Origin of the sequence: Mesorhizobium sp. M9A.F.Ca.ET.002.03.1.2 (genome assembly GCF_003952365.1) — a bacterium.
Classification (GTDB): domain Bacteria; phylum Pseudomonadota; class Alphaproteobacteria; order Rhizobiales; family Rhizobiaceae; genus Mesorhizobium.
Map to the genome: position 1 here is coordinate 4,999,108 of NZ_CP034443.1, position 24,050 is coordinate 5,023,157.

A 24,050-nucleotide genomic window follows, 5' to 3' on the forward strand; every position below is an offset into this window, starting at 1 on the left:
TCGCATTGCGTTTTACGGGATTGCTGGCCGATGCTGCTATAGGACGATGGTTGAAGAGTGCCCCGAGGATCTTTCGTATCGAAACTCAAGAGCTCGGCAAGCCTACTTTCCCCGCTCGCCGCGCAGCTTCGCCCAATAGTCGAGCCGTTTCCTGATATCGCGTTCGAAGCCGCGCTCGGGCGGATCGTAGAACGTGTGGCGGCCCATCTTTTCCGGGAAGTAATCCTGGCCGGAAAAAGCGTCCGGCTCGTCGTGGTCATAACGGTAGCCCGCGCCGTAATCTTCTTCTTTCATCAGCTTGGTCGGCGCATTGAGGATGTGTTTGGGCGGTAGCAGCGAGCCGAACTCCTTCGCTGCCTGCGTAGCGGCCTTGAAGGCGGTGTAGACGGCATTGGATTTGGGCGCGCTGGCGAGATAGACAGTAGCCTCGGCGAAGGCGAGTTCGCCCTCCGGCGAACCCAGATAATCGTAGGCATCCTTGGCGGCGTTGGCGATGACCAGTGCCTGCGGGTCGGCCAGCCCGATGTCCTCCATCGCCATGCGCACCAGCCGGCGGCCGAGATAGAGCGGATCCTCGCCGGCGTCGAACATGCGGGCGAGATAATAGAGGGCCGCGTCGGGGTCGGAACCGCGCACCGATTTGTGTAGCGCCGAGATCAGATTGTAGTGGCCGTCCTGGCCCTTGTCATAGATCGGCGCGCGGCGCTGGACGATGCGCTGCAGGCCCTCGGCGCCGAACACCTCGCCTGATTTGGCGGCGCGCCAGACCTCTTCGGACAGCGTCAGCGCCGCGCGGCCATCGCCATCGCTCATGCGGATAAGCATCGCCCTCGCCTCGTCGTCGAGCGGCAGCGCCCTGCCCTCGGACTCCTCCGCCCGCGCCAGCAGTTTTGCGATGCTGTCCTCACCGAGCGAGTGGAAGACCAGCACGCGCGCGCGGGATAGAAGCGCGGCATTCAGCTCGAAAGAGGGATTCTCAGTCGTCGCGCCAACCAGCACGACAGTGCCGTCTTCCATCACAGGCAGAAAACTGTCCTGCTGGGCGCGGTTGAAGCGATGGATCTCGTCGACGAAGAGCAGCGTCTGACGGCCATTGGAGCGGCGCAGCTTCGCCGCCTCGAACACTTTCTTCAGATCGGCGACGCCGGAAAACACCGCCGATATCTGTTCGAAGGCAAGGCTGGTTTCGCCGGCAAGCAGCCGCGCGACCGTGGTCTTTCCCGTGCCCGGCGGCCCCCAGAAGATCATCGAGCCGAGCGAGCCGGAGCCGATCAGTCGCGTCAGTGCGCCGTCGGGTCCGGTCAGATGCTCCTGGCCAACGACCTCGCCAAGGTTCTTCGGGCGCAGCCGATCGGCCAGCGGCCTGCCGGGCGGCGCCTTTTCCGGTTCATCGACACTGAACAGATCGGCCATGCACTTCTATTTCGTTGGAGCTCGATCCCGTCCGAAGATCGAGGCTCGGGCTCAATACCGCAACACCTGGCGCAGTATCTGCCCGCCTCGCTCGACGGTAAAGCGCCACCAGCGCGTTTCCTGCCTGGCCGCCTCTTCCAGGGTCGCGGCGGTGTCGATGGTTAAACCATTGACCTCGCGAACGATGTCGCCCGGCTGGAAGCCGAAGCCGGCTGCGGGCGAACCGCGATTGATGTCGACCACGGTAACACCTTTGATGTCCGTGCGGATGCCGAGCCGCTGGGCGAGCCGGGGCGACAGGTCCGCAACCTTGGCACCGGAAAACGGGCTGCGCCCGCGCAGCGTCACTTCCGCGAGTTTTGTACCTTCCGGCGCGCGCTCCAGCGCGATATCCAATGTCGATTGCTCGCCCTTGCTCAGGACGGCGAAGCTGGCATTGGTGCCGATCGACAGCGTCGCCATCCGGTAATCCAGCGCCTCGATACTCTCGACCGGCGTGCCGTTGAGTGACAGCACGACGTCGCCGGCCTTGAGTCCCGCCGTGGCCGCCGGCCCTGCTTCTTCGACGGACGAGACCAGCGCGCCGGTCGAGGTTTCCATGCCGAGCGATTCGGCGATCTGCGGCGTCATGCGCTCGAATTCGGCGCCGATATAGGGCCGCTCGAAGAAATCGCGCCCGGCCTTGGCCGCATCGGCAAATGCGCGAACCATGTTGGAGGGAATGGCAAATCCGATGCCGATCGAGCCGCCGCTGCGGCTGTAGATCGCCGTGTTGATGCCGACCAGTTGGCCCCCATGTTGATCAGCGCGCCGCCGGAATTGCCGGGATTGATCGCGGCGTCGGTCTGGATGAAGAAACTCGAATCGGAAACGCCGATGTGGCTGCGGGCAACCGCCGAAACGATGCCGCTGGTGGTGGTCTGGCCGACACCGAACGGGTTGCCGATGGCCAGTACCAGGTCGCCAACCTCGAGCGCGTCGGAATCGCCGATAGCGATGACCGGAAAAGGCTTGTCGGCGGAAATCTTGAGCACAGCGAGGTCAAGCGTCTCGTCCTTGAGCAGCACCTTTGAGTCGAATTCACGCCCGTCCGCAGTCGCGACCTTGACCTGGTCGGCGTCCTTGACCACGTGAAAATTGGTGACCACGATGCCTGTCGGATCGACCAGCACACCGGAGCCGAGCGAGGACTGCGCACGCGGCTGCGAACGGCCGAAGAACTCTTCGAAGAACGGATCGCCGTCGAACGGCGACCTCACCGTGGCCGTCTGCGAGGCATAAACATTGACCACGGCCGGCGCCGTCTCCTTGACCAGCGGCGCGAAGGACAGTTGCACCTCCTCGCGGCCGAACGGCACGCGCTTGTCTGGACCGGAGGTGGCGTTTTCGCCTTCGGCGCCGCGCAGCATGTCGGTCAGCACATCGGACAGACCGGGATCGGTCTGGGTGTCCTGAGCCAGCGCCTGCCTGGCCGCCGGCACGACTGCCAGCGCCGTCAAGGCGCAGAGTAGAACAAGGGACAGCCGTTTGACGCGCATTCCGAATCCTCCAGGTCGGGCGCCATTGTCCCGACGATTGTGCAAAATGAAAGGCTAAGGCGATGAAATCGAATTATTTCCCGAAAAGGCATGAGCCGAGCCGGGAAAATCGCCGCAAACGCTCCCTGGCGTTGCCGAAATGCAAAAAGGGGCCCGCAGGCCCCTTTGAAATCTTTCAGGAAAAGCCGAGCCTTATGCGGCCGCGACTTCCTCGTCGGTGCCTTCGGCCTCGATGCGGGCACGGTCGCCGGCGCCCTTGGCCGAGGTGTCGCGATCGACGAATTCAATGACCGCCATGGCGGCATTGTCACCGTGGCGGAAGCCCGCCTTCATGATGCGCAGATAGCCGCCATTGCGGGTGGCGTAACGCGGCGCGATCGTGTCGAACAAGCGCTTGACGACGCCTTCATTGCCGATCTGGGCAATCACCTGGCGGCGGGCATGCAGATCGCCGCGCTTGCCGAGCGTCACCAGCTTCTCGACGATCGGACGCAGATCCTTCGCCTTCGGCAATGTGGTGACGATCTGCTCGTGCTCGATGAGCGACACGGCAAGGTTGGCAAACATCGACTTGCGATGGCTTATGCTGCGGGCGAACCGGCGGCCTTTAAATCCGTGGCGCATGGCTCTTCTCCTTCATTCCGGGTTCAAGAGGCTTAAGCCTCAATTGGTTAGCCGCATGATCTTATCCGAAAAGTCTGCAACTTTTTGCTGAGCTGACCTTCGGTTCGGGATCAAGCTTAGTATTGATCTTCGTAACGCTTGGCGAGGTCTTCGATGTTTTCCGGCGGCCAATCCGGCACTTCCATGCCGAGGTGCAGGCCCATCGCCGCCAGGACTTCCTTGATCTCGTTCAGCGACTTGCGGCCGAAGTTCGGGGTGCGCAGCATCTCGGCTTCGGTCTTCTGGATCAGGTCGCCGATATAGACGATGTTGTCGTTCTTCAGGCAGTTGGCCGAACGCACCGAAAGCTCGAGCTCGTCGACCTTCTTGAGCAACGCCGGGTTGAAGGCGAGCTCGGTCACCTGCTCGGCGGCGACTTCCTTCTGCGGCTCGTCGAAATTGACGAACAGGCCAAGCTGGTCCTGCAGGATGCGAGCGGCGAAAGCCACCGCGTCCTCGCCGGAGATCGAACCGTCGGTATCGATCGTCATGGTCAGCTTGTCATAGTCGAGGACCTGGCCCTCGCGGGTGTTCTCGACCTTGTAGGAGACCTTCTTGACCGGCGAGTAGAGGCTGTCGACCGGGATAAGGCCGATCGGCGCGTCTTCGGCGCGATTGCGCTCGGCCGGCACGTAGCCCTTGCCGGTATCGACGGTGAACTCCATGCGGATCTCAGCGCCTTCGTCCAGCGTGCAGATGACGTGGTCGGGATTGAGGATCTCGACGTCGCCGACCGTCTGGATGTCGCCGGCGAGGACGGCGCCCGGCCCCTGCTTGCGCACGACCATGCGCTTGGGGCCGTCGCCTTCCATGCGGATGGCGATTTCCTTGATGTTCAAGACGATGTCGGTCACGTCCTCGCGCACGCCGGCGATGGACGAGAATTCATGCAGAACGCCGTCGATCTGCACGGCGGTCACAGCCGCGCCACGCAGCGAAGACAGAAGCACGCGACGCAGCGCATTGCCGAGGGTGAGGCCAAAGCCGCGCTCGAGCGGCTCGGCGACCAGCGTGGTCAGCGTCTTCTTCTTCGACGAAAACTCGATCTTGTTCGGCTTGATCAGTTCTTGCCAATTTTTCTGGATCATGTTGCTTTCCTTCCGTTGACCCGCCACCATCCAATCGTGGCGGGCGACCTGGAATGCCGTGGAGGAACGCTACTGGCGTTCGCGCGGCGTTCGGTAATTCCTTAGACGCGGCGCTTCTTGCGCGGGCGGCAGCCATTGTGCGGGATCGGCGTCACGTCACGGATCGAGGTGATGGTGAAGCCGGCTGCCTGCAGCGCGCGCAGCGCCGACTCACGACCGGAGCCGGGTCCGCAGACCTCAACCTCGAGCATGCGCATGCCATGTTCCTGGGCCTTCTTGGCAACGTCCTCGGCAGCCATCTGGGCAGCGAACGGCGTCGACTTGCGAGACCCCTTGAAGCCCTGGGCTCCCGCCGACGACCAGGCAATCGAATTGCCCTGCGCGTCGGTGATGGTGATCATCGTGTTGTTGAAGGTCGAATTGACGTGGGCAACGCCCGACGAGATATTCTTGCGTTCGCGACGGCGAACACGAGTGGCTTCCTTGGCCATGATGGTCCTTTCAGTTGATCTCTACACCGCCGTAATGCCAGCGGCTCCACCTGGTAAGGGAGTAGGGTAATAAGGCAGTAGGGGAGTATGTTTGGTCGCGGATGACCGCGCCGTCTTACATACTGCCCTACTGCCTTACTCCCTTATTCCCCTAAATTACTTCTTCTTGCCGGCGATCGACTTGGCCGGGCCCTTGCGGGTGCGCGCATTGGTATGCGTGCGCTGGCCGCGAACCGGCAGCGAGCGGCGATGACGCAGGCCGCGATAGCAGCCGAGGTCCATGAGCCGCTTGATGTTCATCGAGACTTCGCGGCGCAGATCGCCCTCGACCTGATAGTCGCGGTCGATCGTCTCGCGGATCTGCAGCACTTCCGCGTCGGTCAGCTGGTTGACGCGGCGCTCGGCCGGGATGCCGACCTTGTCGACGATCTCCTGGGCGAAGCTCTTGCCAATGCCGTGAATGTACTGAAGCGCAATGACGACGCGCTTGTTGGTCGGAATGTTGACGCCGGCTATACGAGCCATGTTCTTCTCTTCTCCATGTGGGCCGGGCAAGCCGGCGCTATCAAAGTTGCCCCGCGTCCGGTGGAGGCCGGCCCATGCGGGAGTTTCCAGTTCAAAGCGGCTGCCTTGCCCTTGCGGGCAAGCAAACCTCATGCCTGATAGGAAGACGGGCCGCCATACCTCAGCGAACCGCTCCAGTCAAGCGCAATCGTCTATTTTCCGTGCGCAGACCCTTGGGCCGCCCCTCGGGTCGCGGCCGTGAGCACCACTTCGATCTGTTGCGTCACCGCATCGATGTCGGCCATGCCGTCGACACCCCTCAGCTTGCCCTTGGCATAATAGTAGCCGATCAGCGGCGACGTTTTCTTGTAGTACTCCCTCAGGCGCTCTTCGAACACCGCCGGATTGTCGTCCTTGCGTACCGGCAGGCCCGCGGCCTTGGTCTCTTCGGCGCGCTTGACTATACGACCAACCAGAGCCTTGTCGTCGACGACAAGTTCGATGACGGCGTTGAGGTTCAGGCCGCGATCCGAGAGCATCGATTCGACCGCGTCCGCTTGCACCAGGGTTCGCGGGTATCCGTCAAGGATGAAACCCTTTGCGCAATCGGGCTGATCGATACGCTCGGCCACGATGGCATTGACGATGGCGTCGGAGACCAGTTCGCCGGCGTCCATCACAGCCTTGGCGCGCTTGCCGACTTCGGTGCCGGCCTGGACGGCAGCCCGCAGCATATCGCCCGTGGAGAGTTGGGGTATGCCGTGTTTTTCTACCAGTCTTTGTGCTTGCGTCCCCTTGCCCGCCCCTGGCGGCCCAAGCAATATCAACCTCATCTGGCTTTCTTCCCCCCGCGCAGCTTCGACTTCTTGATCAGGCCCTCATACTGGTGCGCGATCAGGTGGCCCTGAATCTGCGCCACCGTATCGAGCGTTACACTGACCACGATCAGAAGCGATGTGCCACCGAGGTAGAACGGTACGCCAGTCGCTGAAATCAGGAATTCGGGCAGCAGACACACCAGCACCAGATAGATGGCGCCGACGACGGTGATGCGGGTGAGAACATAGTCGATGTAATCGGCGGTGCGCTCGCCCGGACGGTAGCCCGGAATGAACCCCGAATGCTTCTTGAGCTGGTCGGCGGTGTCCTTCGGGTTGAAGACGATCGCCGTGTAGAAGAAGGCGAAGAACACGATCATCGCCGCGTAGAACGCCATGTAGAGCGGCTGGCCATGGCCGAGCGCCGCCAGGACGGTGCTGGCCCAGGCAGGCATGTTGGTCGTCTGCGAGAAGCCGGCGACCGTCGCCGGCAGCAACAGCAGCGAAGAGGCGAAGATCGGCGGAATGACGCCGGCCGTGTTGAGCTTGAGCGGCAGGTGCGAGGTGTCGCCCTGGAACATGCGGTTGCCGACCTGGCGCTTCGGATACTGGATCAGCAAGCGACGCTGGGCGCGCTCGAAGAACACGATCAGCGCGATGACGACAACGGCGAGAACGATGATCGCCAGGATCAAGCCGGTCGACAGCGCGCCGGTGCGGCCAAGTTCCAGCGTACCGGAGATGGCTTGCGGCAGGCCGGCGACGATGCCGGAAAAGATGATCAGCGAAATGCCGTTGCCGATGCCCCGCGCCGTGATCTGCTCGCCGAGCCACATCAGGAACATGGTGCCGCCGACCAGCGTGATGACGGTCGAGATGCGGAAGAACATGCCGGGATCGCTGACGATACCGTTGCCGCCTTCCAGTCCGACCGAGATGCCGTAGGCTTGGACCAGCGCCAAAAGCACGGTGCCGTAGCGCGTGTACTGGTTGATGACCTTGCGGCCCTGCTCGCCTTCCTTCTTCAGCGCTTCCAGCGACGGGATGACCGACGTCATCAGCTGCATGATGATGGAGGCGGAGATATAGGGCATGATGCCGAGGGCGAAGATCGCCATGCGCTCCACGGCGCCGCCGGCGAACATGTTGAACATGCCAAGCACGCCCTTGCTCTGCGACGAGAAGGCCTGGGCGAAAGCGTCGGGATTGATGCCGGGCAGCGGTATATAGGTGCCGAGGCGATAGACGAGCAGCGCGCCGACGGTGAACCAGATGCGCTTCTTCAGATCCTCCGCCTTGGCGAAGGCCGAGAAATTCAGATTCGAGGCTAGTTGTTCAGCAGCCGAAGCCATGCCTGATTCTCCGCTTGGTCACGCTCGATGGCCCGCAGCTCAGGCGGCGCGTGTCACCGAAGCTCACGAGATAAGCTCCGGACTGCAAACATGCAAGCGGCCGCGTTGACGCGGCCGCCATATTGGTTGGATCAAAGCGCAATCGAAAGCGAAATGGTTCCCACTTTTGCCGACCGCGCTTCAAATCGACGTTACTCGGCTGTTGCCTTTTCCGGCAGCTTCACCGACCCACCGGCCTTTTCGATCTTCTCGATGGCAGCCTTGGAGGCGCCGGCCACGTCGAAGGCGAGCTTCGACTTGATGTCGCCATCGGAGAGGATACGCACGCCGTCCTTGGCGCGGCGGATGACGCCGGCCGCGACCAGCGCTTCGGCCGTCACGGTCGTCTTGGCGTCGAGCTTCTTGGCGTCGAGCGCGGCCTGGATGCGGGCCAGCGACACAACGGTGAAGCTCTTGGCGAAGATGTTGTTGAAGCCACGCTTCGGCAGGCGCCGGTAGAGCGGCATCTGGCCGCCCTCGAAGCCGTTAACAGCGACGCCGGAGCGCGACTTCTGGCCCTTGACGCCGCGACCACCGGTCTTGCCCGAGCCGGAACCGATGCCGCGGCCGAGGCGCTTCTTGGAGTGCGTCGCGCCGTCCTTGTCACGCAGATCGTTGAGTTTCATCTGGGTTCTCCTGCGCTCTGGTTCAGCCCTCGTCCACGACGCGGACGAGATGCTGGACGGCAGCGATCATGCCGCGCACGGAGGGCGTATCCTCCAGCGTGCGCTGCTTGTGCATCTTGTTGAGGCCGAGGCCGACCAGCGTCGCGCGCTGCTCCTTCGGCCGGCGGATCGGCGAACCGATCTGCTCAACGGTGATGGTCTTGGTTGCTTTCTTGGCCATGGTCAAAATCCCTGGTCAGATCAGGCTATTCTTCGGCCGCGACAGCGGTGCCGCGGCGGGCCTGAAGGGTCGAATACTTGATGCCGCGCGCAGCAGCCACATCCTTGGGATGCATCTGACTCTTCAGCGCGTCGAAAGTGGCGCGAACCATGTTGTACGGGTTCGATGAACCCATCGACTTGGCAACCACGTCATGCATGCCGAGCGTCTCGAAGACGGCACGCATCGGGCCGCCGGCGATGATGCCGGTACCCTGCTTGGCGGCGCGCAGCAGAACACGTCCGGCACCCCAGCGTCCCTCGACGTCGTGGTGCAGTGTACGGCCCGAACGCAGCGGCACGAAGATCATGTCGCGCTTGGCCGATTCGGTCGCCTTGCGGATCGCCTCAGGCACTTCGCGCGCCTTGCCGTGACCAAAGCCGACGCGGCCCTTCTGGTCGCCGACGACGACGAGTGCTGCAAAGCCGAAGCGCCGGCCGCCCTTGACGACCTTTGCGACGCGGTTGATGTGGACGAGCTTGTCGACGATGCCGTCGTCGCGCTCTTCGCGATCACGGCCGCGGCCGCCATCCCTACGTTCCTGTGCCATATCCTGTTCCTTGTTTTTTTCCGGAAGCACGGTTGATGATGATATCCGGCACCTCTGCGGATTGCCGGGGCGGAATTAGAAGCTCAAACCGCCTTCACGGGCAGCCTCGGCCAGCGCCTTGACGCGGCCGTGATAGATGTACGGTCCCCGGTCGAAGACGACTTCCTTGACGCCGGCCTTCGAGGCGCGCTCGGCAATCAGCTTGCCGATGGCCACGGCGGCGGCAGTGTCGGCACCGGTCTTGAGCGAACCCTTGAGGTCCTTCTCCAGCGTCGAGGCGGCAGCGATGGTGTGGCCCTTGGCGTCGTCGATGAGCTGGACGTAGATGTTCTTCGACGTGCGATGGACCGACAGGCGCGGACGCTCCCCCGCGACCTTCTTGATCTGGCGACGGACGCGCTGAGCGCGGCGTTGTGTGGATTCTTTCGAGCCCATGATATCAGTTCCTTGCCTTCAAAAAACGGGGGCAACCCTGTGCGGTAGGACATGCCTCCCGCGACCGCTCCCCGCGGCGTTGAAATTACTTCTTCTTGCCTTCCTTGCGGACGATCTTCTCGCCAGCGTAGCGGACGCCCTTGCCCTTGTACGGCTCGGGACCGCGATATTCGCGGATCTCGGCGGCAACCTGACCGACCTTCTGCTTGTCGATGCCGGTCACGGTGATTTCCGTCGGCTTCGGCACGGTGATCGTGATGTCCTGCGGCGTTTCGTAGACGACATCATGGCTGAAGCCGAGCGCCAGCTGCAGGTTCTTGCCCTGCATGGCGGCGCGATAGCCGACGCCGGTGATCTCGAGCTTCTTTTCGAAACCGTCCTTGACGCCCTGCAGGATGTTGACGATCTGCGTGCGCGACATGCCCCATTTGGAGCGGGCGGTCTTGCTCTGGTCGCGTGGCTGGACCGCGATCTCGCTGCCCTCCATCTTGACCAGCACTTCGTCGTTCACCACGAACTTCAGCTCACCCTTGGGGCCCTTCGCCGTCACGGTCTGGCCGTCGACGGTCGCGGTCACGCCCTGCGGCAGCGAAACGGGTTTCTTTCCAATACGAGACATTTGGTTGTCCTCGTCACTTCTCTTGTTTCAGGTCAGCCAAATCAGAAGATCTGGCAGAGGATTTCCCCGCCGACATTCTGTTCACGCGCTTCGTGGTCGGCCATCACGCCCTTCGGCGTCGAAAGAATGGCGATGCCGAGGCCGTTGGCGACGTGCGGGATCGACTTCGCCGAAACATACACGCGGCGGCCCGGCTTCGAGACACGGGCGATTTCGCGCACGACCGGCGCCCCGTCGAAATACTTCAGCTCGATTTCGATTTCGGACTTGCCGTTGTCGAAGTCGGTCTGGCTGTAGTCGCGGATATAGCCTTCCGCCTTCAGCACGTCGAGGACGCGGGCACGCAGGCGCGAGGCCGGCGTGGAAACGCTCGACTTCTTGCGGCCATAGGCGTTGCGGATGCGCGTCAGCATATCGCCGAGAGGATCGCTCAATGACATGTTATGTCCTCCTTACCAGCTCGACTTGACCAGGCCCGGGATCTGGCCGTTGTTGCCGAGATCACGAAGCGCGATGCGCGATACTTTGAGCTTGCGATAGTAGGCACGCGGACGTCCCGTGACTTCGCAGCGGTTGCGGATGCGGGTCTTGGCCGAGTTGCGCGGCAGTGCCGCAAGTTTCAACTGGGCGCGGAAACGCTCTTCCATCGGCTTGGACTGATCCATGATGATCGCCTTGAGGACCTTACGCTTGGCAGCGTACTGGTCCGCAAGCTTGCGGCGCCTGTTGTTCTTCTCGACTGAGCTGGTCTTTGCCATTTCAGATTTTTCCTTTTCTCGCTGCCGTTACTGGCGGAAGGGGAAGTTGAAGGCCTTGAGCAATGCCCTGGCTTCGTCGTCCGTCTTCGCAGTCGTACAAACGATGACGTCCATGCCCCAGATCTGATCAACCTTGTCGTAGTTGATCTCCGGGAACACGATGTGTTCCTTGATGCCCATGGCATAGTTGCCACGGCCATCGAAGCTCTTCGGATTGAGCCCGCGGAAGTCGCGGACGCGCGGCAGCGCGATGTTCACGAGACGATCGAGGAACTCGTACATGCGTTCCTTGCGCAGCGTGACCTTGGCGCCGATCGGCATCTTTTCGCGGACCTTGAAGCCGGCGATCGAGTTGCGGGCGCGGGTGACGACGGCCTTCTGGCCGGCGATCAGTGCAAGATCCTCCGCCGCGATCGAAGGCTTCTTCGAATCGCCGGTCGCTTCGCCGACGCCCATGTTCAGCACGATCTTGTCGATGCGCGGAACCTGCATCTCGTTCTCGTAGCCGAACTGCTCCTGCAGCGCCTTGCGGATGGTCTCGTTGTAGACCTGCTTGAGGCGCGGCGTATTCTGGGCCGCCGCCTGCTTGGTTTGAGCCTTAGCCATTGATGACTTCTCCCGAGCGCTTGGCGACGCGCACCTTCTTGCCGTCCTTCTGGAAAATGAAACCGACGCGGGTCGGCTTGCCATCCTTGGGGTCGGCCAGCGCGATGTTCGACAGCTGGATCGGCGCTTCCTTGGTGATGATCCCGCCCTCTTGGGACTGGGACTGCTTCTGGTGACGGCGGATCATGTTGACGCCGCGCACCAGCGCGGTGTCTTCCTTCGGCTGCACCGAGAGGACTTCGCCCGAACGGCCCTTGTCCTTGCCGGCCAGCACGACGACCTTGTCGCCTTTTCTAATCTTCTGCATTGGTCCGGCTCCTTACAGCACTTCAGGCGCGAGCGAGATGATCTTCATGTGGTTCTTGGCGCGCAGTTCGCGCGGAACCGGCCCGAAGATACGCGTGCCGATCGGCTCTTTCTTGTTGTCGACGAGAACGGCCGCGTTCTTGTCGAAACGGATCACGCTGCCGTCCGGGCGGCGGATGTCCTTGGCCGTGCGAACCACAACCGCCTTCATCACATCGCCCTTCTTGACGCGGCCGCGCGGGATGGCTTCCTTGATCGACACCACGATGATGTCGCCCACGGAAGCGTATTTCCGCTTCGAGCCGCCCAGCACCTTGATGCACATGACACGACGGGCGCCGGAATTATCCGCGACGTCGAGGTTTGTTTGCATCTGAATCATGACTGGCCGCCTTCTTCTCTTCTAACGGGACGGGTTGTTCACCCTCCCCCGGTCTGTCCAAAATTCGTTTCGTTTGCCCTGATCAGGCCTGGTCCGAAGATACAACGGTCCAGCGCTTGTCCTTGGAAATCGGCTTCGATTCCTGGATGAACACCTGATCGCCGACCTTGTGGGCGTTGTTCTCGTCGTGCGCCTTGTACTTCTTGGTCATGCGCACGGTCTTCTTCATCACGGGATGCGTGAAGCGCCGTTCGACCTTGACGACAACCGTCTTCTCGTTCTTGTCGCTGACGACGGTGCCCTGCAGAATGCGCTTTGGCATGATTTTCGTCCTTAAGCCTTCTTGGCCGCGGACTTTTCCGCAGCGATGGTCTTGATACGCGCAATGTCCCTACGGACCTGCTTCACGCGCGCGGTCTTCTCGAGCTGGCCCGTGGCCTTCTGGAAGCGCAGGTTGAACTGCTCCTTCTTCAGGCTGGCCAGGTCGTCGGTCAGCTGGTCCTGAGTCTTGGTCCGGATGTCTTCGGCTTTCATGATCAGCCCGTCCTTATTCTGCGATGCGCTGTACGAAGCGCGTCCTGACCGAGAGCTTGGCCGCGCCGAGACGCAGCGCCTCACGGGCGGTTTCCTCATTGACGCCGTCGATCTCGAACATGATACGGCCCGGCTTCACGCGCGCCGCCCAGTAATCGACCGCGCCCTTGCCCTTGCCCATGCGGACTTCGGTCGGCTTCGACGTCACCGGCACATCAGGGAAAATACGGATCCAGACGCGGCCGGCGCGCTTCATTTCGCGGGTGATTGCGCGGCGGGCCGCCTCGATCTCACGCGCGGTGACGCGGTTCGGCTCAAGCGCCTTCAGCCCGAAACCGCCGAAATCCAGATTGGTGCCGCCCTTGGCGGCACCATGGATACGACCCTTGAACTGCTTGCGGAACTTTGTGCGCTTTGGCTGCAGCATCGTTCTAACTCCAAATTCTCAACTGTCTCAGGCGTTTTCGCGACGGCGACCGCGTTCGCGCTCACCACCACCGCCATGCGCATGATCGCCCTCGGAGGCGCGACGCTCCGAAGCCATCGGGTCGTGCTCGAGGATTTCGCCCTTGAACACCCAGACCTTGACGCCGCAGATGCCGTAGGCGGTGTGTGCTTCGGCCGTGCCGTAGTCGACGTCGGCGCGCAGCGTATGCAGCGGCACGCGACCTTCGCGGTACCATTCCATGCGCGCGATCTCGGCGCCGCCGAGACGGCCGGCGCAGTTGATGCGGATGCCTTCGGCGCCGAGGCGCATCGCCGACTGCACGGCGCGCTTCATGGCGCGGCGGAACGCGATGCGGCGCTCAAGCTGCTGGGCGATCGACTGGGCGACCAGCGTCGCGTCGATCTCGGGCTTGCGCACCTCGACGATGTTCAAATGCGTCTCGGACTTCGTCATCTCCATCAGCTTCCTGCGAAGCTTCTCGATGTCGGCGCCCTTCTTGCCGATGATCAGGCCCGGACGCGCCGCATGGATGGTGACGCGGCACTTCTTGTGCGGACGCTCGATCACGACCTTCGAAATCGCAGCCTGCTTGAGTTCCTTCTCAAGATACTTGCGGATCTTGATGTCCTCATGCAGCAGCTTGCCGTACTCGCCGGTATTCGCGAACCAGCGCGAATCCCAAGTGCGGTTGATGCCGAGACGCAGACCGATCGGATTGATTTTCTGGCCCATTATGCGGCCTCCCCTTTTTCTTCGACTTCACGAACGACGATCGTGAGGTGCGAGAACGGCTTCTCGATACGGCTGGCGCGACCACGGCCACGGGCATGGAACCGCTTCATGACGATCGACTTGCCGACATAGGCTTCCGCCACGATCAGCGCATCGACGTCGAGGTCGTGATTGTTTTCCGCGTTGGCGATCGCCGATTCCAGCGTCTTCTTGACCGTGCCGGAAATCCGCTTGGCCGAGAATTCGAGATCGGAAAGCGCTGTCGCGACCTTCTTGCCGCGGATCAGCGCGGCAACCAGGTTCAGCTTCTGCGGGCTGATACGGATCGTGCGCAACACGGCGCGCGCTTCGTTGTCAGCAAGCCTGCGCGGAGCTTTGGCCTTGCCCATGATTATTTCCTCTTCGCCTTCTTATCCGCGCCGTGACCGTAATAGGTCCGGGTCGGAGCGAATTCACCGAACTTGTGACCGACCATGTCCTCGTTCACCGAAACGGGAACATGCTTCTGGCCGTTGTAGACACCGAAGGTGAAGCCGACGAACTGCGGCAGGATGGTGGAGCGGCGGCTCCACATCTTGATCACCTCATTGCGACCACCTTCACGAACCTTGTCCACCTTCTTGAGAAGGTAGCCGTCGATGAAGGGGCCTTTCCAAATCGAACGAGTCACTTGGCGTTACCTCTTCTTAGCTCTTGCGCTGATGGCGCGAGCGCAGGATGAACTTGTCGGTCGCCTTGTTGGACCGCGTCTTCTTGCCCTTGGTCGGCTTGCCCCAGGGCGAAACCGGATGGCGGCCACCCGAGGTGCGGCCTTCGCCGCCGCCATGCGGATGGTCGACCGGGTTCATGGTCACGCCGCGGTTGTGCGGACGTTTTCCCCGCCACACCGTGCGGCCTGCCTTGCCGTCATTGATGTTGCCGTGGTCCGGGTTGGACACGGCACCGACAGTGGCCATGCAGGAGCCGTGGACGACACGCTGCTCGCCCGAGTTCAGGCGCAGGATCGCCATGCCCTGGTCACGGCCGACGAGCTGGGCATAGCCGCCAGCCGAACGGGCAACCTGGGCGCCCTTGCCCGGCTTCAGCTCGATGTTGTGGACGATCGTGCCGACCGGCATCGAGGCCAGCGGCATCGCATTGCCCGGCTTCACGTCGACCGCTTCGCCGGCCACAATCTTGTCGCCGGCAGCGAGGCGCTGCGGGGCGATGATGTAGGACAGTTCGCCGTCGTCATACTTGATCAGCGCGATGAAGGCGCTGCGGTTCGGATCGTATTCGATACGCTCGACCGTGCCGACGACGTCGAACTTGCGGCGCTTGAAGTCGATGATACGGTACGTGCGCTTGTGACCGCCGCCGATGAAGCGGGCCGTGATGCGACCGTAATTGTTGCGGCCGCCCGACTTGGTCAGGCCTTCGGTCAAGCCCTTGACAGGCTTGCCCTTGTAGAGGCCCGAGCGATCGACGATGACCAGCTGGCGGGTGCTCGGCGTTATCGGGTTGAATTTTTTCAGTGCCATGTTTCTGTCCTCGCGGTCTTGCTCAGAGACCCGTCGCGACGTCGATCGACTGGCCGTCGGCCAGCGTCACAACCGCCTTCTTGACGTCGCTCTGGCGGCCGATCGTGCCGCGGAAGCGCTTGATCTTGCCCTTGCGGACAAGCGTGTTCACGGCCATCACCTTGACGCCGAACAGCGCTTCGACGGCAGCCTTGATTTCCGGCTTCGACGCCTTCTTGGCGACGTTGAAGACGACCTGGTTCTGCTCGGAAGCCATGGTCGACTTTTCGGTGATCGCCGGCGAGACGATCACGTCGTAGTGACGAAGGTCGGTCATTTGAAGCGCTCCTCGAGAGCCTCGACGGCGGCCTTCGAAAGGACCAGCGTGCCGCGGCGCAGAATGTCGTAGACGTTGATGCCCTGGATGGGCAGCACGTCGATGTTCGGGATGTTCGTCGCCGCAAGCTTGAAGTTCTTGTCAAGCTCGGCGCCGCCGATCACCAGGGCGTTGGACAGGCCCAGCGTTGCGAAATTCGCGATCAGCGCCTTGGTTTTGGCCTCGGTCAGCTTCAGCTCGTCGATGATGATGAGCGACGCGCTCTTGGCCTTGGCCGAGAGGGCATGCTTGAGGCCCAGCGCGCGCACCTTCTTCGGCAGGTCGTGCTCGTGGCTGCGGACGACCGGGCCGTGGGCCTTGCCGCCGCCGCGGAACTGCGGAGCGCGGGCCGAATGGTGGCGGGCGCGGCCCGTACCCTTCTGCTTGTACATCTTGGCGCCGGTGCGGGCGATCTCGGCGCGACCCTTGGTCTTGTGCGTGCCCTGCTGCTTCTTGGCAAGCTGCCAGCGCACGACGCGCTGCAGGATGTCCTCACGCGGATCAAGGCCGAAAATCTCCTCGGAGAGTTTCACCTTGCCGGCGTCCTTGCCGCCGAGCGTTGTGATCTTGAGGTCCATTATTCCGCTCCCTCTGTGGCCGGGGCATCGTTCACTGTGGCAGGGGCATCGTTCTTGGCGCTGTCATTGGTTGCGATGGCGCGGATTGCGGCAGGCTTCGGCGCATTGGCCGGCAACGCAACCTTGGCGGCGTCGCGGACCAGAATCCAGGCGCCCTTCGAACCCGGAACCGCGCCGCGGATCAGGATCAGACCGCGATCGGCGTCGGTCGAGACGACCTCGACATTCTGCGTGGTGACGCGGGTGTCCCCCATGTGGCCAGCCATATGCTTGCCCTTGAACACCTTGCCCGGGTCCTGGCGCTGGCCGGTCGAGCCGTGCGTACGGTGCGAGACCGAGTTGCCGTGGGTCGCGCGGCCACCGCCCATATTGTGCCGCTTGATGACGCCCTGGAAACCCTTGCCGATCGTGGTTCCCGTCACATCGACCTTCTGGCCAACGACGAAATGCTCGACGGTGATCTCGGCGCCGACATCGATCATATTGTCAGCGGAGACGCGGAATTCGGCAACCTTGGCCTTCGGCTCGACGGAAGCGGTCGCGAAATGGCCGCGCATCGCCTTCGACGTGTTCTTCACCTTGGCAAGGCCAACGCCGAGCTGGACGGCGGTGTAGCCGTTCTTCTCCTGCGTGCGCTGCGCCACGACCTGGCAGTTCTCCATCTGGAGAACAGTGACGGGAACATGTTCCCCGGCATCGTTATAGATGCGGGTCATTCCCACCTTCTTTGCAATCACACCTGAACGCATCGGTTCAATTCCTTTAGAGTTCCCTGTCGGGGCTGCCGCCCCTCCACGCCTCTTGTTTCTTCAGAGTTCCGGGTCGCCCCGCACTTCTGGTTCCTTAGAGCTTGATCTCGACGTCGACACCGGCGGCAAGATCGAGCTTCATCAACGCGTCGACCGTCTGGGGGGTCGGGTCGACGATATCGAGCAGACGCTTGTGCGTGCGCATCTCGAACTGCTCGCGGCTCTTCTTGTCGACGTGAGGCGACCGGTTGACCGTGAACTTTTCGATCCGCGTCGGCAGCGGAATGGGGCCGCGGACGTTGGCGCCGGTGCGCTTGGCCGTCGACACGATTTCCCGCGTCGAGGCGTCAAGCACCCGGTGATCAAACGCCTTGAGGCGGATGCGGATATTCTGACCGTTCATTCGTCACTTCCTTGTTCTGGCGCGGCGCGGGCATCCCGCGCCCGCGACAGATCGGTTTAAGTCCAATTACTCTTTGATGGTGACGACGATGCCGGCACCGACGGTGCGGCCGCCTTCACGGATGGCGAAGCGCAGCTTCTCTTCCATGGCGATCGGCACGATCAGCTCGACATCGACCGTGATGTTGTCGCCAGGCATCACCATCTCGGTGCCTTCCGGCAGCGACACGATGCCGGTCACGTCGGTCGTGCGGAAATAGAACTGCGGACGGTAGTTGGTGAAGAACGGCGTGTGACGGCCACCCTCGTCCTTGGTCAGGATGTAGGCTTCGGCCACGAACTTCTTGTGCGGCTTGACCGTGCCCGGCTTGGCCAGAACCTGGCCGCGCTCGACGCCTTCACGGTCGACACCGCGCAAGAGCGCGCCGATGTTGTCGCCGGCCTGGCCCTGGTCGAGCAGCTTGCGGAACATCTCGACGCCCGTGCAGGTCGTCTTGGTCGTCGGACGGATGCCGACGATCTCAAGCTCCTCGCCAACCTTGACCACGCCGCGCTCGACGCGCCCGGTCACAACCGTGCCGCGGCCCGAGATCGAGAACACGTCCTCGATCGGCATCAGGAACGGCTTGTCCAGCGGACGAACCGGCGTCGGGATATAGGCGTCTGCGCCATCAGTTCGCGGATCGCGTCCTCGCCGATCGTCTTGTCCGAATCCTCCAAAGCCGCAAGCGCCGAACCCTTGACGATCGGAATGTCGTCGCCGGGGAACTCGTTCTTGGTCAAAAGCTCACGCACCTCGAGCTCGACCAGCTCCAGAAGCTCGGCGTCGTCGACCTGGTCGACCTTGTTCAAAAACACCACGATCGACGGCACGCCGACCTGACGGGCCAAGAGGATGTGCTCGCGCGTCTGCGGCATCGGGCCGTCGGCCGCCGATACAACCAGGATCGCCCCGTCCATCTGCGCGGCACCGGTGATCATGTTCTTCACATAGTCGGCGTGCCCGGGGCAGTCGACATGCGCGTAGTGGCGGTTCTCCGTCTCGTATTCGACATGCGCCGTCGAAATCGTGATGCCGCGAGCCTTCTCCTCAGGCGCCGCATCGATCTGGTCGTAGCGCTTGTATTCGCCAAAATACTTCGTGATCGCCGCCGTCAGCGACGTCTTGCCATGATCAACGTGGCCAATCGTGCCGATGTTCACATGAGGCTTTGTACGCTCGAATTTACCTTTTGCCATGTGATCTCTCCATTCCTGCTCGCCCGTGCGGGCTTTGAATTAAGTTAGCGCTGCAACCCGTTCGAGTTACGCGTATTTCTTCTGGACTTCCTGAGCGACCGCGGTCGGCACCGGCTCGTAGTGATCGAACTGCATCGTATAGGCCGCGCGGCCCTGGCTCATCGAGCGCAGGTTGTCGACGTATTTGAACATGTTGGCGAGCGGCACCATCGCGTTGATAACCACCGCCACGCCGCGGGCTTCCTGGCCCTGGATCTGGCCGCGACGGCCGTTCAGATCACCAATGACGCTGCCGACATAATCTTCCGGCGTCACCACTTCGACCTTCATGATCGGCTCGAGCAACTGCACGCCGAGCCTGGGCGCCGCTTCACGGAAGCAGGCACGGCCAGCGATTTCGAAGGCCAGAACGCTGGAGTCCACGTCGTGGTAGGCGCCGTCGATCAGCGTCGCCTTGACGCCGATCATCGGGAAGCCGGCGAAAGGACCCGACGTCATGACGCTGTTGATGCCCTTTTCGACACCGGGGATGTATTCCTTCGGCACAGCGCCGCCGACGATCTTGGATTCGAACAGGAATTCGCTGCTTTCCGGATTTGGCTCGAAAAGGATCTTGACGCGGGCGAACTGACCCGTGCCGCCGGTCTGCTTCTTGTGGGTGTAGTCCTGCTCCTGGCTGCGGGTGATCGTCTCGCGATAAGCCACCTGCGGCGCGCCGACATTGGCCTCGACCTTGAACTCGCGGCGCATGCGGTCGACGATGATGTCGAGGTGGAGTTCGCCCATCCCGGAAATGATCGTCTGGCCTGATTCCTCGTCGGTCTTGACGCGGAAGGACGGATCCTCGGCAGCCAGGCGATGCAGCGCAAGGCCCATCTTTTCCTGATCGTTCTTGGTCTTCGGCTCGATCGCGATCTGGATGACCGGATCGGGGAATTCCATACGCTCGAGAATCACCGGATGCAGCGGATCGCAGAGCGTATCGCCCGTGGTCGTGTCCTTGAGGCCAGCCAAGGCGACGATGTCGCCAGCGAAGGCCTCTTCGACGTCGGCGCGCGAGTTCGCATGCATCTGCAGCATGCGGCCGATGCGCTCCTTCTTGCCCTTGACCGTGTTGTCCAGCGAAGCGCCTTTGGCGAGCTTGCCGGAATAGATGCGGGCGAAGGTGAGCGAACCGACGAACGGATCGTTCATGATCTTGAAGGCGAGCATCGACAGCGGCTCGCTGTCGTCGGCGTGACGCTCGATCTCGGCGTCGGTCTTGGCGTCGACGCCCTTGATGGCCGGCACGTCGGCCGGCGACGGCAGATACTCGACGACGGCGTCGAGCAGCGGCTGCACGCCCTTGTTCTTGAAGGCAGAGCCGCAGAACATCGGGTAGAATTTCACCGCAATGGTGCCCTTGCGGATCAGCGCGCGGATCTCGTCATTGCTCGGCATCTTGCCTTCGAGGTAATTCTCAAGCGCCGTCTCGTCCATTTCGACGGCGGCCTCGATCATCTTCTCGCGGTATTCTTCGGCACGAGCCTTGAGATCGTCCGGGATCTCGACGACGTCCCAGGCTGCGCCCAGCGTTTCGTCGCGCCAGACCAGCGCGTTCATCTCGACGAGGTCGACGACGCCCTTGAACTCGGTCTCGGCGCCGATCGGCAACTGCATGACGACGGCATGCGCGCCGAGGCGCGAGCCGATCATCTCGACCGAGCGGTAAAAATCGGCGCCGATCTTGTCCATCTTGTTGCAGAAGATCATGCGCGGCACGCGGTACTTGTCGGCCTGGCGCCAGACGGTCTCCGTCTGCGGCTCGACACCGGCATTGGCGTCAAGCAGCGCGATGGCGCCGTCGAGCACGCGCAGCGAACGCTCGACCTCGATGGTGAAGTCGACGTGGCCGGGGGTGTCGATGATGTTGAACCGACGCATCTTGCCGTCACGACCCTTCCAGAAGGTCGTGGTCGCGGCCGACGTAATGGTGATGCCGCGTTCCTGCTCCTGCTCCATCCAGTCCATGGTGGCAGCGCCGTCGTGGACTTCGCCGATCTTGTGCGACTTGCCCGTGTAGTAGAGGACGCGCTCGGTGGTCGTCGTCTTGCCGGCGTCGATATGCGCCATGATACCGAAATTGCGGTAGTCTTCGATTTTATATTCGCGGGCCATGGGAGGTGCCTCTCAGTCTCGTTCGCGCTTTACCAGCGGTAGTGCGCGAAGGCGCGGTTGGCTTCCGCCATCTTGTGGGTGTCTTCACGCTTCTTGACGGCGGTGCCGCGGTTGTTGGCCGCATCCATCAGCTCGCCGGAGAGGCGGTCGACCATGGTTGTCTCGTTGCGGTTGCGGGCGGCGGCGATCAGCCAACGGATGGCCAGCGCCTGACGGCGCTCAGGGCGCACGTCGACCGGAACCTGGTAGGTGGCGCCACCGACGCGGCGCGAACGCACTTCCACATGCGGCGCGACATTGTCGAGCGCCTGATGGAAGACGGTGACCGGCTCCTGCTTGGTCTTGGACTGGACCTGGTCCAGCGCGCCGTAGACGATGGTCTCGGCAACCGACTTCTTGCCATCATACATGACGGCGTTCATGAACTTGGTGACGATCAGATCGCCGAACTTCGGGTCCGGATTGATCTCACGCTTTTCTGCACTGTGACGACGGGACATTTTTTCTCTGCCTCAATTCTGCGTGGTGGCCTCAATCCCGGATCGTCGCTTCGCTGCGCCCGGGATGACCTTCGCTACGCTTCGGTCACTTCGGACGCTTGGCGCCGTATTTCGAACGGCGCTGCTTGCGGTTCTTCACACCCTGGGTGTCGAGCACGCCACGAATGATATGATAGCGGACGCCGGGAAGATCCTTGACGCGGCCGCCGCGGATCATCACCACGGAGTGCTCCTGAAGGTTGTGACCTTCGCCGGGGATGTAACCGATCACTTCAAAACCATTGGTCAGGCGGATCTTGGCCACCTTGCGCAGCGCCGAGTTCGGCTTCTTCGGCGTCGTTGTGTAGACGCGCGTGCAGACGCCCCGCTTCTGCGGATTCTGCTCCATGGCCGGGACCTTGTTGCGCTTCACCGGCGCAATGCGCGGCTTGCGGATCAGCTGGTTGACGGTAGGCATTAAACCCTCTTGTCTCTCAATTCCGTGTCTCGCCCGGTCAGGGCCGCTCAAAGCGTCATTTCCATACGCGAATTCGGGCCACAAACCGCGCCTCGCGGTCTTGCCCGAACAAATGGCAGAGGAAGCGGAAGCCGCTTCATGCACGCCGGAAATGTCTTTTCGCTCGTAAAACGAACCCTGTTTGAAGCAAACTCCAAAGCGTGTCGCTTCGGAAGGGAGAGCCTCACATCGGTTCTGACTGGGCGGCTTCTACTCGCAAGCCTGTTTCCCGTCAACCCCGGAGCGCCAAATATTGCGCTGAAACCGAGGCTTGGCAGCCATGCGGAAAGCGCATGTAATTTTCTTTCGCCATTTTGCAAGAGGAAGGAAGAAAGTGACCGGCTTCCGGCTGTTGTACAGCCAGGCTTCATGCGAAAAAGGCGGCATGAACAGCGCAAGTCCCCTCTCCCGGAGGAATCGGCCCGTGAACGACAATGATGAGCGCCCGGTCACCATCATCACCGGCCGGGTGTGGAAGAGGAAAGATGGCAAGCCGGAAGGCGTCCACGTCATGCTGGTCGCGCCTGACGACGATTCGGCGGTGCGCCGGGCGCTCGAATCACTGGCGGCCGAAGGCTATGCCGAGGCGGAGCTCGACCAGATCGGCGACCTGGACGGCGTGCCCGACGAAGAGCCACACCTGTCGGCCTATCAGGGCGCGCTCGAAGGTGAAGTGTCGATCGTCACCTTCGACGTTGCAATCTGAAGCAGGGCCGGTCCGAATCGGGGCGCTTCTGAAACGAGGCCGATCTTGGCGGGTCGCCGCCAAGCCTCTCGCGGCTTGCCCGGCATCGGTTCTCTGCTAAGAACCAATCGCTGCCAGGAGCAGTGCATTTCCAATCGGCGGAGTCTCCCCATGTCCAGGAATAGCGACCCCATCAAACTCGGCATCGTGGGGGTGGGAAAGATCGTCCGCGACCAGCACCTGCCGGCCCTGGCGAAGGACCTGGACTACCGCCTCGTCGCCGCCGCCAGCCGGCACGGCAAGGTGGACGGCATCGCGAACTTTCCAACGATCGAAGCAATGCTCGATGCGGTTCCGGAGCTCGAGGCGGTGTCGCTCTGCATGCCGCCGCAGTTCCGCTACGACGCCGCGCGGACAGCGCTGGAAGCGAAAAAACATGTCTTCCTGGAAAAGCCGCCCGGCGCCACGGTCAGCGAGGTCGAGGACCTGAAAGCGCTGGCGGCGGCAAACGGCGTCTCTCTGTTCGCCAGCTGGCATTCGCGCTATGCGCCGGCGGTGGAAGCCGCGCGCGCATTCCTCGGCTCGACCCGGATCAGATCGGCCGCCATCAACTGGAAGGAAGACGTCCGTCGCTGGCACCCGAACCAGGACTGGATCTGGGCGCCAGGCGGCTTCGGCGTGTTCGATCCCGGCATCAACGCGCTGTCGATCGCGACCCATATCCTGCCGGCGATGTTCATCACCTCGGCAGTCCTCGACTTTCCCGAAAACCGCGCGTCCCCGGTCGCGGCCCATGTCGTCTTCCGCACCTCGAACGGCTTGCCGGTGACGATGGAACTCGACTGGCTCCAGACCGGCCCGCAAAGCTGGGACATCCTGGCCGAGACAGACAAGGGCGCGATGGTGCTTTCGGGCGGCGGGTCAAAACTCGCGGTCGACGGCAGCATTGTCCACGACGAGCCGGAAGCGGAATATCCGATGCTCTACAGGCGCTTTGCCGAAATCGTGCGCGCCGGCGTGTCGGACGTCGATCTCGCCCCGCTTCAGCATGTCGCCGACGCCTTCATGCTCGGCAAGCGCAATGTTGTGGACGCGTTTTTCGACTGAAGCCGTACAGCGTTGGTGATTGGCGAAAGGCGAAGCGACGTCCAATCTCCCCCGCAAGCGCGAAGATCGGCAGCTTCGCCGGCTCGCACTTCAATACAGCA

At 62.4% G+C, this 24,050-nt stretch carries 33 protein-coding genes and 2 pseudogenes; 2 read left to right on the top strand and 33 right to left on the bottom strand.

Features of this window, described 5'->3' with window-relative positions; genetic code table 11:
- Window positions 1–102: 102 nt before the first annotated feature.
- The 33 genes and pseudogenes from EJ066_RS24155 to rpsL form a co-directional block, all read right to left on the bottom strand.
- Window positions 103–1,413, bottom strand: coding sequence for a replication-associated recombination protein A (locus EJ066_RS24155; protein WP_126042410.1), 1,311 nt, complete (start codon window positions 1,411–1,413; stop codon window positions 103–105).
- 51 nt (window positions 1,414–1,464) lie between these two features.
- A pseudogene (locus EJ066_RS24160) lies at window positions 1,465–2,951 on the bottom strand (DegQ family serine endoprotease).
- Between the two features lie 192 nt (window positions 2,952–3,143).
- Window positions 3,144–3,575, bottom strand: coding sequence for a 50S ribosomal protein L17 (rplQ, locus tag EJ066_RS24165; RefSeq protein ID WP_126042412.1), 432 nt, complete (start codon window positions 3,573–3,575; stop codon window positions 3,144–3,146).
- 116 nt (window positions 3,576–3,691) lie between these two features.
- Complete coding sequence (locus EJ066_RS24170) at window positions 3,692–4,702, bottom strand: DNA-directed RNA polymerase subunit alpha (protein ID WP_006333400.1); 1,011 nt, start codon at window positions 4,700–4,702, stop codon at window positions 3,692–3,694.
- 101 nt (window positions 4,703–4,803) lie between these two features.
- Window positions 4,804–5,193, bottom strand: coding sequence for a 30S ribosomal protein S11 (gene rpsK / locus EJ066_RS24175; protein WP_023799279.1), 390 nt, complete (start codon window positions 5,191–5,193; stop codon window positions 4,804–4,806).
- Window positions 5,194–5,349: 156 nt separating this feature from the next.
- Entirely contained in the window at window positions 5,350–5,718 is a 369-nt protein-coding gene (gene rpsM, locus EJ066_RS24180; protein ID WP_023799280.1) for a 30S ribosomal protein S13, read from the bottom strand.
- 191 nt (window positions 5,719–5,909) lie between these two features.
- On the bottom strand, window positions 5,910–6,530 hold the full coding sequence (locus EJ066_RS24185; protein ID WP_126042414.1) for an adenylate kinase: 621 nt from the start codon (window positions 6,528–6,530) through the stop codon (window positions 5,910–5,912).
- On the bottom strand, window positions 6,527–7,867 hold the full coding sequence (gene secY, locus EJ066_RS24190; RefSeq protein ID WP_126042416.1) for a preprotein translocase subunit SecY: 1,341 nt from the start codon (window positions 7,865–7,867) through the stop codon (window positions 6,527–6,529). Before secY ends, EJ066_RS24185 begins: the two co-directional genes overlap by 4 nt.
- 191 nt (window positions 7,868–8,058) lie before the next feature.
- Window positions 8,059–8,532: a 50S ribosomal protein L15 gene (rplO, locus tag EJ066_RS24195; RefSeq protein ID WP_126042418.1), complete on the bottom strand. Its 474-nt coding sequence runs from the start codon at window positions 8,530–8,532 to the stop codon at window positions 8,059–8,061.
- A gap of 22 nt (window positions 8,533–8,554) precedes the next feature.
- A complete protein-coding gene (gene rpmD / locus EJ066_RS24200) occupies window positions 8,555–8,752 on the bottom strand; it encodes a 50S ribosomal protein L30 (protein ID WP_006205449.1) in 198 nt (65 codons plus the stop codon).
- A 25-nt stretch (window positions 8,753–8,777) separates the two neighbouring features.
- On the bottom strand, window positions 8,778–9,341 hold the full coding sequence (rpsE, locus tag EJ066_RS24205; RefSeq protein ID WP_126042420.1) for a 30S ribosomal protein S5: 564 nt from the start codon (window positions 9,339–9,341) through the stop codon (window positions 8,778–8,780).
- Between the two features lie 75 nt (window positions 9,342–9,416).
- The gene (rplR, locus tag EJ066_RS24210; RefSeq protein WP_126042423.1) at window positions 9,417–9,776 is read right to left on the bottom strand and encodes a 50S ribosomal protein L18; all 360 of its coding nucleotides are present in this window, start codon (window positions 9,774–9,776) and stop codon (window positions 9,417–9,419) included.
- Window positions 9,777–9,861: 85 nt separating this feature from the next.
- A complete protein-coding gene (gene rplF, locus EJ066_RS24215) occupies window positions 9,862–10,395 on the bottom strand; it encodes a 50S ribosomal protein L6 (protein WP_126042425.1) in 534 nt (177 codons plus the stop codon).
- 41 nt (window positions 10,396–10,436) lie between these two features.
- Window positions 10,437–10,835, bottom strand: a complete 399-nt coding sequence (rpsH, locus tag EJ066_RS24220) for a 30S ribosomal protein S8 (RefSeq protein WP_126042427.1) — start codon at window positions 10,833–10,835, stop codon at window positions 10,437–10,439.
- Between the two features lie 12 nt (window positions 10,836–10,847).
- Entirely contained in the window at window positions 10,848–11,153 is a 306-nt protein-coding gene (gene rpsN, locus EJ066_RS24225; RefSeq protein WP_126042429.1) for a 30S ribosomal protein S14, read from the bottom strand.
- Between the two features lie 27 nt (window positions 11,154–11,180).
- Window positions 11,181–11,759 (bottom strand): 50S ribosomal protein L5, encoded by a 579-nt coding sequence (gene rplE, locus EJ066_RS24230; RefSeq protein WP_126042431.1) that lies wholly within the window; start codon window positions 11,757–11,759, stop codon window positions 11,181–11,183.
- Complete coding sequence (rplX, locus tag EJ066_RS24235; protein ID WP_013531428.1) at window positions 11,752–12,066, bottom strand: 50S ribosomal protein L24; 315 nt, start codon at window positions 12,064–12,066, stop codon at window positions 11,752–11,754. Before rplX ends, rplE begins: the two co-directional genes overlap by 8 nt.
- 12 nt (window positions 12,067–12,078) lie before the next feature.
- Entirely contained in the window at window positions 12,079–12,447 is a 369-nt protein-coding gene (gene rplN / locus EJ066_RS24240) for a 50S ribosomal protein L14 (RefSeq protein WP_006205457.1), read from the bottom strand.
- Window positions 12,448–12,529: 82 nt separating this feature from the next.
- Window positions 12,530–12,769, bottom strand: coding sequence for a 30S ribosomal protein S17 (gene rpsQ, locus EJ066_RS24245; protein ID WP_023799288.1), 240 nt, complete (start codon window positions 12,767–12,769; stop codon window positions 12,530–12,532).
- Between the two features lie 11 nt (window positions 12,770–12,780).
- Window positions 12,781–12,981, bottom strand: coding sequence for a 50S ribosomal protein L29 (gene rpmC, locus EJ066_RS24250; RefSeq protein WP_126042433.1), 201 nt, complete (start codon window positions 12,979–12,981; stop codon window positions 12,781–12,783).
- A gap of 13 nt (window positions 12,982–12,994) precedes the next feature.
- Window positions 12,995–13,408 (bottom strand): 50S ribosomal protein L16, encoded by a 414-nt coding sequence (rplP, locus tag EJ066_RS24255; RefSeq protein ID WP_023799290.1) that lies wholly within the window; start codon window positions 13,406–13,408, stop codon window positions 12,995–12,997.
- 27 nt (window positions 13,409–13,435) lie between these two features.
- Entirely contained in the window at window positions 13,436–14,161 is a 726-nt protein-coding gene (gene rpsC / locus EJ066_RS24260; RefSeq protein WP_126042435.1) for a 30S ribosomal protein S3, read from the bottom strand.
- Complete coding sequence (gene rplV / locus EJ066_RS24265) at window positions 14,161–14,550, bottom strand: 50S ribosomal protein L22 (RefSeq protein WP_006205462.1); 390 nt, start codon at window positions 14,548–14,550, stop codon at window positions 14,161–14,163. The genes rpsC and rplV overlap by 1 nt, the downstream gene beginning before the upstream one ends.
- A 2-nt stretch (window positions 14,551–14,552) precedes the next feature.
- Window positions 14,553–14,831: a 30S ribosomal protein S19 gene (gene rpsS / locus EJ066_RS24270; RefSeq protein WP_006205463.1), complete on the bottom strand. Its 279-nt coding sequence runs from the start codon at window positions 14,829–14,831 to the stop codon at window positions 14,553–14,555.
- Between the two features lie 16 nt (window positions 14,832–14,847).
- Window positions 14,848–15,681, bottom strand: coding sequence for a 50S ribosomal protein L2 (gene rplB / locus EJ066_RS24275; protein ID WP_095488566.1), 834 nt, complete (start codon window positions 15,679–15,681; stop codon window positions 14,848–14,850).
- A 22-nt stretch (window positions 15,682–15,703) separates the two neighbouring features.
- A complete protein-coding gene (locus tag EJ066_RS24280) occupies window positions 15,704–15,997 on the bottom strand; it encodes a 50S ribosomal protein L23 (RefSeq protein WP_006205465.1) in 294 nt (97 codons plus the stop codon).
- Window positions 15,994–16,614, bottom strand: a complete 621-nt coding sequence (gene rplD, locus EJ066_RS24285) for a 50S ribosomal protein L4 (RefSeq protein WP_126042437.1) — start codon at window positions 16,612–16,614, stop codon at window positions 15,994–15,996. Before rplD ends, EJ066_RS24280 begins: the two co-directional genes overlap by 4 nt.
- Window positions 16,614–17,363, bottom strand: coding sequence for a 50S ribosomal protein L3 (gene rplC / locus EJ066_RS24290; protein WP_126042439.1), 750 nt, complete (start codon window positions 17,361–17,363; stop codon window positions 16,614–16,616). Before rplC ends, rplD begins: the two co-directional genes overlap by 1 nt.
- A 94-nt stretch (window positions 17,364–17,457) precedes the next feature.
- Entirely contained in the window at window positions 17,458–17,766 is a 309-nt protein-coding gene (gene rpsJ / locus EJ066_RS24295) for a 30S ribosomal protein S10 (RefSeq protein ID WP_006205468.1), read from the bottom strand.
- A 66-nt stretch (window positions 17,767–17,832) separates the two neighbouring features.
- Window positions 17,833–19,004 (bottom strand): annotated as a pseudogene (gene tuf / locus EJ066_RS24300) (elongation factor Tu).
- Window positions 19,005–19,070: 66 nt separating this feature from the next.
- Entirely contained in the window at window positions 19,071–21,161 is a 2,091-nt protein-coding gene (gene fusA, locus EJ066_RS24305; RefSeq protein WP_126042441.1) for an elongation factor G, read from the bottom strand.
- A gap of 29 nt (window positions 21,162–21,190) precedes the next feature.
- Entirely contained in the window at window positions 21,191–21,661 is a 471-nt protein-coding gene (gene rpsG / locus EJ066_RS24310) for a 30S ribosomal protein S7 (protein WP_008875664.1), read from the bottom strand.
- Between the two features lie 85 nt (window positions 21,662–21,746).
- Complete coding sequence (gene rpsL, locus EJ066_RS24315; protein WP_126042443.1) at window positions 21,747–22,118, bottom strand: 30S ribosomal protein S12; 372 nt, start codon at window positions 22,116–22,118, stop codon at window positions 21,747–21,749.
- Window positions 22,119–22,581: 463 nt separating this feature from the next.
- On the opposite strand from rpsL, the gene EJ066_RS24320 reads away from it, so the two are divergent.
- Window positions 22,582–22,863 carry a transcriptional regulator gene (locus tag EJ066_RS24320; RefSeq protein ID WP_126042445.1) on the top strand — a complete coding sequence of 94 codons (282 nt, stop codon included), beginning with the start codon at window positions 22,582–22,584 and terminating at the stop codon, window positions 22,861–22,863.
- A gap of 150 nt (window positions 22,864–23,013) precedes the next feature.
- Window positions 23,014–23,949, top strand: a complete 936-nt coding sequence (locus EJ066_RS24325; protein ID WP_126042447.1) for a Gfo/Idh/MocA family oxidoreductase — start codon at window positions 23,014–23,016, stop codon at window positions 23,947–23,949.
- The last annotated feature ends 101 nt before the right edge of the window (window positions 23,950–24,050 follow it).

Bases quoted from the DNA above. Each gene is read 5' to 3' on its own strand.
- EJ066_RS24155 (WP_126042410.1), bottom strand. From the start codon at position 1,413: ATGGCCGATCTGTTCAGTGTCGATGAACCGGAAAAGGCGCCGCCCGGC.
- rplQ (WP_126042412.1), bottom strand. From the start codon at position 3,575: ATGCGCCACGGATTTAAAGGCCGCCGGTTCGCCCGCAGCATAAGCCAT.
- EJ066_RS24170 (WP_006333400.1), bottom strand. From the start codon at position 4,702: ATGATCCAGAAAAATTGGCAAGAACTGATCAAGCCGAACAAGATCGAG.
- rpsK (WP_023799279.1), bottom strand. From the start codon at position 5,193: ATGGCCAAGGAAGCCACTCGTGTTCGCCGTCGCGAACGCAAGAATATC.
- rpsM (WP_023799280.1), bottom strand. From the start codon at position 5,718: ATGGCTCGTATAGCCGGCGTCAACATTCCGACCAACAAGCGCGTCGTC.
- EJ066_RS24185 (WP_126042414.1), bottom strand. From the start codon at position 6,530: ATGAGGTTGATATTGCTTGGGCCGCCAGGGGCGGGCAAGGGGACGCAA.
- secY (WP_126042416.1), bottom strand. From the start codon at position 7,867: ATGGCTTCGGCTGCTGAACAACTAGCCTCGAATCTGAATTTCTCGGCC.
- rplO (WP_126042418.1), bottom strand. From the start codon at position 8,532: ATGAAACTCAACGATCTGCGTGACAAGGACGGCGCGACGCACTCCAAG.
- rpmD (WP_006205449.1), bottom strand. From the start codon at position 8,752: ATGGCCAAGAAAGCAACCAAGACCATCACCGTTGAGCAGATCGGTTCG.
- rpsE (WP_126042420.1), bottom strand. From the start codon at position 9,341: ATGGCACAGGAACGTAGGGATGGCGGCCGCGGCCGTGATCGCGAAGAG.
- rplR (WP_126042423.1), bottom strand. From the start codon at position 9,776: ATGGGCTCGAAAGAATCCACACAACGCCGCGCTCAGCGCGTCCGTCGC.
- rplF (WP_126042425.1), bottom strand. From the start codon at position 10,395: ATGTCTCGTATTGGAAAGAAACCCGTTTCGCTGCCGCAGGGCGTGACC.
- rpsH (WP_126042427.1), bottom strand. From the start codon at position 10,835: ATGTCATTGAGCGATCCTCTCGGCGATATGCTGACGCGCATCCGCAAC.
- rpsN (WP_126042429.1), bottom strand. From the start codon at position 11,153: ATGGCAAAGACCAGCTCAGTCGAGAAGAACAACAGGCGCCGCAAGCTT.
- rplE (WP_126042431.1), bottom strand. From the start codon at position 11,759: ATGGCTAAGGCTCAAACCAAGCAGGCGGCGGCCCAGAATACGCCGCGC.
- rplX (WP_013531428.1), bottom strand. From the start codon at position 12,066: ATGCAGAAGATTAGAAAAGGCGACAAGGTCGTCGTGCTGGCCGGCAAG.
- rplN (WP_006205457.1), bottom strand. From the start codon at position 12,447: ATGATTCAGATGCAAACAAACCTCGACGTCGCGGATAATTCCGGCGCC.
- rpsQ (WP_023799288.1), bottom strand. From the start codon at position 12,769: ATGCCAAAGCGCATTCTGCAGGGCACCGTCGTCAGCGACAAGAACGAG.
- rpmC (WP_126042433.1), bottom strand. From the start codon at position 12,981: ATGAAAGCCGAAGACATCCGGACCAAGACTCAGGACCAGCTGACCGAC.
- rplP (WP_023799290.1), bottom strand. From the start codon at position 13,408: ATGCTGCAGCCAAAGCGCACAAAGTTCCGCAAGCAGTTCAAGGGTCGT.
- rpsC (WP_126042435.1), bottom strand. From the start codon at position 14,161: ATGGGCCAGAAAATCAATCCGATCGGTCTGCGTCTCGGCATCAACCGC.
- rplV (WP_006205462.1), bottom strand. From the start codon at position 14,550: ATGGGCAAGGCCAAAGCTCCGCGCAGGCTTGCTGACAACGAAGCGCGC.
- rplB (WP_095488566.1), bottom strand. From the start codon at position 15,681: ATGGCACTGAAAAAATTCAACCCGATAACGCCGAGCACCCGCCAGCTG.
- EJ066_RS24280 (WP_006205465.1), bottom strand. From the start codon at position 15,997: ATGACCGACCTTCGTCACTACGACGTGATCGTCTCGCCGGCGATCACC.
- rplD (WP_126042437.1), bottom strand. From the start codon at position 16,614: ATGGACCTCAAGATCACAACGCTCGGCGGCAAGGACGCCGGCAAGGTG.
- rplC (WP_126042439.1), bottom strand. From the start codon at position 17,363: ATGCGTTCAGGTGTGATTGCAAAGAAGGTGGGAATGACCCGCATCTAT.
- rpsJ (WP_006205468.1), bottom strand. From the start codon at position 17,766: ATGAACGGTCAGAATATCCGCATCCGCCTCAAGGCGTTTGATCACCGG.
- fusA (WP_126042441.1), bottom strand. From the start codon at position 21,161: ATGGCCCGCGAATATAAAATCGAAGACTACCGCAATTTCGGTATCATG.
- rpsG (WP_008875664.1), bottom strand. From the start codon at position 21,661: ATGTCCCGTCGTCACAGTGCAGAAAAGCGTGAGATCAATCCGGACCCG.
- rpsL (WP_126042443.1), bottom strand. From the start codon at position 22,118: ATGCCTACCGTCAACCAGCTGATCCGCAAGCCGCGCATTGCGCCGGTG.
- EJ066_RS24325 (WP_126042447.1), top strand. From the start codon at position 23,014: ATGTCCAGGAATAGCGACCCCATCAAACTCGGCATCGTGGGGGTGGGA.